Consider the following 4,279-nt stretch of genomic DNA (forward strand, 5'->3'; position numbering starts at 1 on the left):
ATCGTCACGCACCCGTGCGAGGCATCGAGCACGACCAGCACGCCCCGGGTGTCGAGGTGCTCCGCGATGGTGTCGGCGATCTGCTCGCCGAGGCGCTCCTGCACCTGGGGGCGCGCAGCGAGGATCTCGACGACGCGCACGAGCGCTCCGAGTCCCACGACCTGCTCGCCGGGGAGGTAGGCGATGTGCGCATGCCCGGCGAACGGCAGCAGGTGATGCTCGCAGACGGAACGGAAACGGATGTCGCGCAGCAGCACCGCACCGGAGGGCAGGGTGTCGGGGGCGGGACCGCGCGAGACGCTGATGGTGCGAGCGAGCGGTTCGGCCGGGTCTTCACCGACTCCCAAGAAGAACTCGGAATACAGCTCCGCCATGCGCGACGGGGTCTGCTTCAGCCCCGGTCGGTCCGGGTCCTCGCCGATCGCCTCGAGCAGCTCTCTCGTGAGCCGTTCGACACGTTGCCTGTCGACCGTCACGTCACGCCGTCGCGGGGCGCGGGTTCCCGGCTCCCGCCGAACCCTGCTGCGTGCGCGGCGCGCTGGCCGGAGCCTCGACCGATGCCGCGAGCGAGACGTCCTTCTTCGGAACCTCGATCGGAGGGCGCTCGGACACGGGGCGTCCTTCGCTCGAGAGCCACAGCGGGCGCTCGGGGAGCTTCTTGATCTCGGTGAAGATCTCCGCAATCTGGTTGTGGTCGAGGGTCTCCTCCTCGAGCAGCGCGAGGGCGAGCTTGTCGAGGATGTCGCGGTTCGCGCTGATGACCTCGTACGCCTCGTTGTGGGCCTGTTCGATGAGCGCGCGGACCTGGGTGTCGACCCGCTCGGCGATCGTCTCGGAGTACTCACGGCCTCGACCCATGTCGCGGCCGGCGAAGGGCTCGCCGCCTTCCGTCCCCAGCTTCACCGGACCGAGTTCGGCGGTCATGCCGTACTCGATGACCATCTTGCGGGCGATCGAGGTGGCCTTCTCGATGTCGTTCGAGGCACCGGTGGTCGGATCGTGGAACACGATCTCCTCCGCGACGCGGCCACCCATCGCGTAGGTCAACTGGTCCTGGAGCTCGTTGCGGGTGACGGAGTACTTGTCGTCCAGCGGCAGCACCATCGTGTAGCCGAGGGCCTTGCCGCGGGGCAGGATCGTGATCTTGGTCACGGGGTCGGTGTAGTTCATCGCAGCGGCGGCGAGCGCGTGACCGCCCTCGTGGTACGCCGTGATCAGCTTCTCCTTGTCCCGCATCACGCGGGTGCGGCGCTGCGGGCCGGCGATCACACGGTCGATGGCCTCGTCGAGGGCACGGTTGTCGACCAGTTGCGCGTTCGAGCGCGCGGTGAGCAGAGCGGCTTCGTTGAGCACGTTCGCGAGGTCGGCACCCGTGAATCCAGGGGTCTTGCGGGCGACGACCTCGAGGTCGACGCTCTTCGCCAGGGGCTTGCCCTTGCTGTGCACCTCGAGGATCTTCTGACGGCCCTTGAGATCGGGCGCGTCGACGCCGATCTGACGGTCGAAGCGACCGGGGCGCAGCAGTGCGGGGTCGAGGATGTCCGGGCGGTTGGTCGCCGCGATCACGATGACGTTCGCGTTCGGGTCGAAGCCGTCCATCTCCACCAGCATCTGGTTGAGGGTCTGCTCGCGCTCGTCGTTGCCGCCGCCCATGCCGGCGCCACGGTGTCGACCGACGGCGTCGATCTCATCGATGAAGATGATGGCCGGCGCGTTCTCCTTGGCCTGGCCGAAGAGGTCGCGCACGCGCGAGGCACCGACGCCGACGAACATCTCGACGAAGTCGGAACCGGAGATCGAGTAGAAGGGGGCTCCGGCCTCGCCGGCGACGGCGCGGGCGAGGAGCGTCTTGCCGGTTCCGGGAGGGCCGTACAGCAGCACGCCCTTCGGGATGCGGGCTCCGATGGCCTGGAACTTCGCGGGGTCCTGGAGGAACTCCTTGATCTCATGGAGCTCTTCGATGGCCTCGTCGGCACCGGCCACGTCGGCGAAGGTGACGGTGGGGGTCTCCTTGTTGACGAGCTTGGCCTTGGACTTGCCGAACTGCATGACCTTGCCGCCACCACCCTGCATCGACGACAGCAGCCACCAGAACAGCAGACCCAGCAGCAGGAGGGGAAGGAGGAGCGAGAGGAAGCCGTCGAACCAGGTCGCGCGCGGGACGGCGTCGTTGAAGCCGTCCTTCGGAGCCGCCTCGTTGATCGCGGTGACCACCTCGTCGGCGCGCGCGTCGACGTAGTAGAACTGCACGTTCTCCGAGCCCTGGAACGGCTTGGAGAGCGTCATGTCCACACGCTGATCGCCATCGGTGTTCACGACCTCGGTGACCGTGGTGCCGGAGAGGAGCTTGAGCCCCTCCTGCGTCGTGATCTGCTTGGGCGCGCCCAGATTCGAGATCAGCAGGAAACCGCCGAACAGGAGCACGCCGATCAGCGCGACGTAGATCAGCGGATTCCGGGTGAGCTTCTTCACATCCATGATCGGATCAGCGTATCGCGCGCGCCCTAGGGGGCCGCTGTGCGTTCACCCACGGCGTAGCGTGGCGCCGGCGTCAGCTGTAGACGTGTGGCGCGAGCACCGCGACATCTCTCAGGTTGCGGTAACGCTCGTCGTAGTCGAGGCCATATCCGACGACGAAATCGGTGGGGATGTCGAAGCCCACGTACTTGCAGTCGATGACGACCTTCGCGGCCTCGGGCTTGCGCAGGAGCGCCAGCACCTCGATCGACTCGGCTCCGCGGGATCCGAAGTTCTCCAGCAGCCAGCTGAGGGTCAGGCCGGAGTCGATGATGTCCTCGACGATCAGGACGTGCTTGCCGTTGAGGTCGGTGTCAAGGTCCTTGCGGATCTGCACCACGCCGCTCGACTTGGTGCTCGCTCCGTAGCTCGAGACCGCCATCCAGTCCATCGGTGCGTGGAACGGCAGCGCCCGCGCGAAGTCGGCCATGACCATGACGGCGCCTTTGAGCACCCCGACGAGGACGAGGTCCTTGCCCTCGTAATCCTCGGCGACCTGCGCCGCGAGCTGGTCGAGCTTGGCAAGGATCTCCTCCTCTGTGACGAGGATCTGTGCAAGGTCGTCCTGGATCTCCGCGGCGCGCATGGATCGATTTTAGGCGACGCGATCGGATGCTCGGTCCCAGGTTCGTCGATCGGGGAGGCATCTCCCCCTCGCGCGGCATCCGCACTACTGTGAGCGGTGATGTGGGCGGACGCCCCGACGGAAGGATTCACCATGGCTCTTGACGACATCCTCACGCAGGTGCCGATCGACGACATCGCCGAGAAGCTGGGCGTCTCGCGCGACGAGGCCAAGGTCGCGGTCGAGCAGGGCGGCGCGGTGCTGCTGGGCGGGCTCGCCCAGAACGCGCAGACGGATGAGGGCTCCGCCGCCATCCGGAACGCGCTCAAGAAGCACGAGGGCAGCTCCGGTGCCTCGAAGGTCGACGACATCGATCAGGCGGACGGCGGCAGGATCGTCGCGCACATCCTCGGATCGAAGGAGAAGGAGGTCACGAAGGAGCTCACGGAGTCGAAGGCGACCCCCGGCATCGACTTCGGCAAGCTCCTTCCGATCCTGGCCCCCATCGTGATGGGCCTCATCGCCAACGCGAACAAGGACAAGACGGCGAAGGCCGATGCCGGAGCCGAGAGCTCCGGTGGCATCGGCGACCTCATCGGCGGCCTCCTCGGCGGCAACGACAAGGGCGGCGCGTCGGGCGGCATCGGCGACGTGATCGGCGGGCTGCTCGGTGGCGGCAACAGCGGCGGCTCCGGCGGCGGCATCGACCTCGGTGGGATCCTCGGCGGCCTCCTCGGCGGAAAGAAGTAAGACCTCACTCCACCCATCCGGCCGTCGGGTACGGACGCGGAGAGCGTTCGAGACGAGACGCGCTCAGCGGCCGGATGCGGTGAAGACGATGCGCCCGCCGTGACGAACGGCCGAGCACCCTGGCAGGTCGATCGGTCCCTGACCGCTCCAGTCGGTCACCAGTCGCGCGACCTCGACGGTCTGCGTCCTCGTGAGGCTGACCCCGAACTCGCTGTCGACGACGAGACGGATGATGCGGTTGCGCAGCGCCGCAGGGTTGGCGGCGAGCGCTGCCACGCTCACCGAGATTCCCGCCTCCGCGTGTTCGACGATGTCTTCGATCGTCTCCTGGATCATCTCGTCGAACGCCTCGGCGTCTTCCCGCAGCTGCTCGGCCGTGCGCACGAGGGCCTCGGCGATGCCAGGGCCGAGCTCGGCCTCGAGAACAGGGAGCACGCGCTCGCGCAC

The 4,279-nt window shown here is 67.5% G+C and carries 5 protein-coding genes; 1 reads left to right on the top strand and 4 read right to left on the bottom strand.

What is annotated here, in order from left to right; genetic code table 11:
* The 3 genes from folE to hpt form a co-directional block, all read right to left on the bottom strand.
* Nucleotides 1–476, bottom strand: a 476-nt coding sequence (gene folE, locus KZA10_RS08625) for a GTP cyclohydrolase I (RefSeq protein WP_218682658.1), incomplete at its 3' end; no start/stop codon positions are given.
* Nucleotide 477: 1 nt separating this feature from the next.
* Nucleotides 478–2,478, bottom strand: a complete 2,001-nt coding sequence (gene ftsH, locus KZA10_RS08630) for an ATP-dependent zinc metalloprotease FtsH (protein WP_218682659.1) — start codon at nt 2,476–2,478, stop codon at nt 478–480.
* A 73-nt stretch (nt 2,479–2,551) separates the two neighbouring features.
* Nucleotides 2,552–3,103: a hypoxanthine phosphoribosyltransferase gene (hpt, locus tag KZA10_RS08635; protein ID WP_017831480.1), complete on the bottom strand. Its 552-nt coding sequence runs from the start codon at nt 3,101–3,103 to the stop codon at nt 2,552–2,554.
* Nucleotides 3,104–3,235: 132 nt separating this feature from the next.
* On the opposite strand from hpt, the gene KZA10_RS08640 reads away from it, so the two are divergent.
* Nucleotides 3,236–3,832, top strand: a complete 597-nt coding sequence (locus KZA10_RS08640) for a DUF937 domain-containing protein (protein WP_141387566.1) — start codon at nt 3,236–3,238, stop codon at nt 3,830–3,832.
* Between the two features lie 63 nt (nt 3,833–3,895).
* Here KZA10_RS08640 and KZA10_RS08645 read toward each other — a convergent pair.
* The coding region (locus KZA10_RS08645; RefSeq protein ID WP_218682660.1) for a TilS substrate-binding domain-containing protein at nt 3,896–4,279 on the bottom strand (384 nt) is incomplete at its 5' end.

It is taken from the genome of Microbacterium sp. BF1, assembly GCF_019279095.1.
Lineage (GTDB): Bacteria > Actinomycetota > Actinomycetes > Actinomycetales > Microbacteriaceae > Microbacterium > Microbacterium maritypicum.

Coding starts and splice junctions, on each gene's coding strand:
- KZA10_RS08640 (WP_141387566.1), top strand. CDS start 3,236: ATGGCTCTTGACGACATCCTCACGCAGGTGCCGATCGACGACATCGCC.
- hpt (WP_017831480.1), bottom strand. CDS start 3,103: ATGCGCGCCGCGGAGATCCAGGACGACCTTGCACAGATCCTCGTCACA.
- ftsH (WP_218682659.1), bottom strand. CDS start 2,478: ATGGATGTGAAGAAGCTCACCCGGAATCCGCTGATCTACGTCGCGCTG.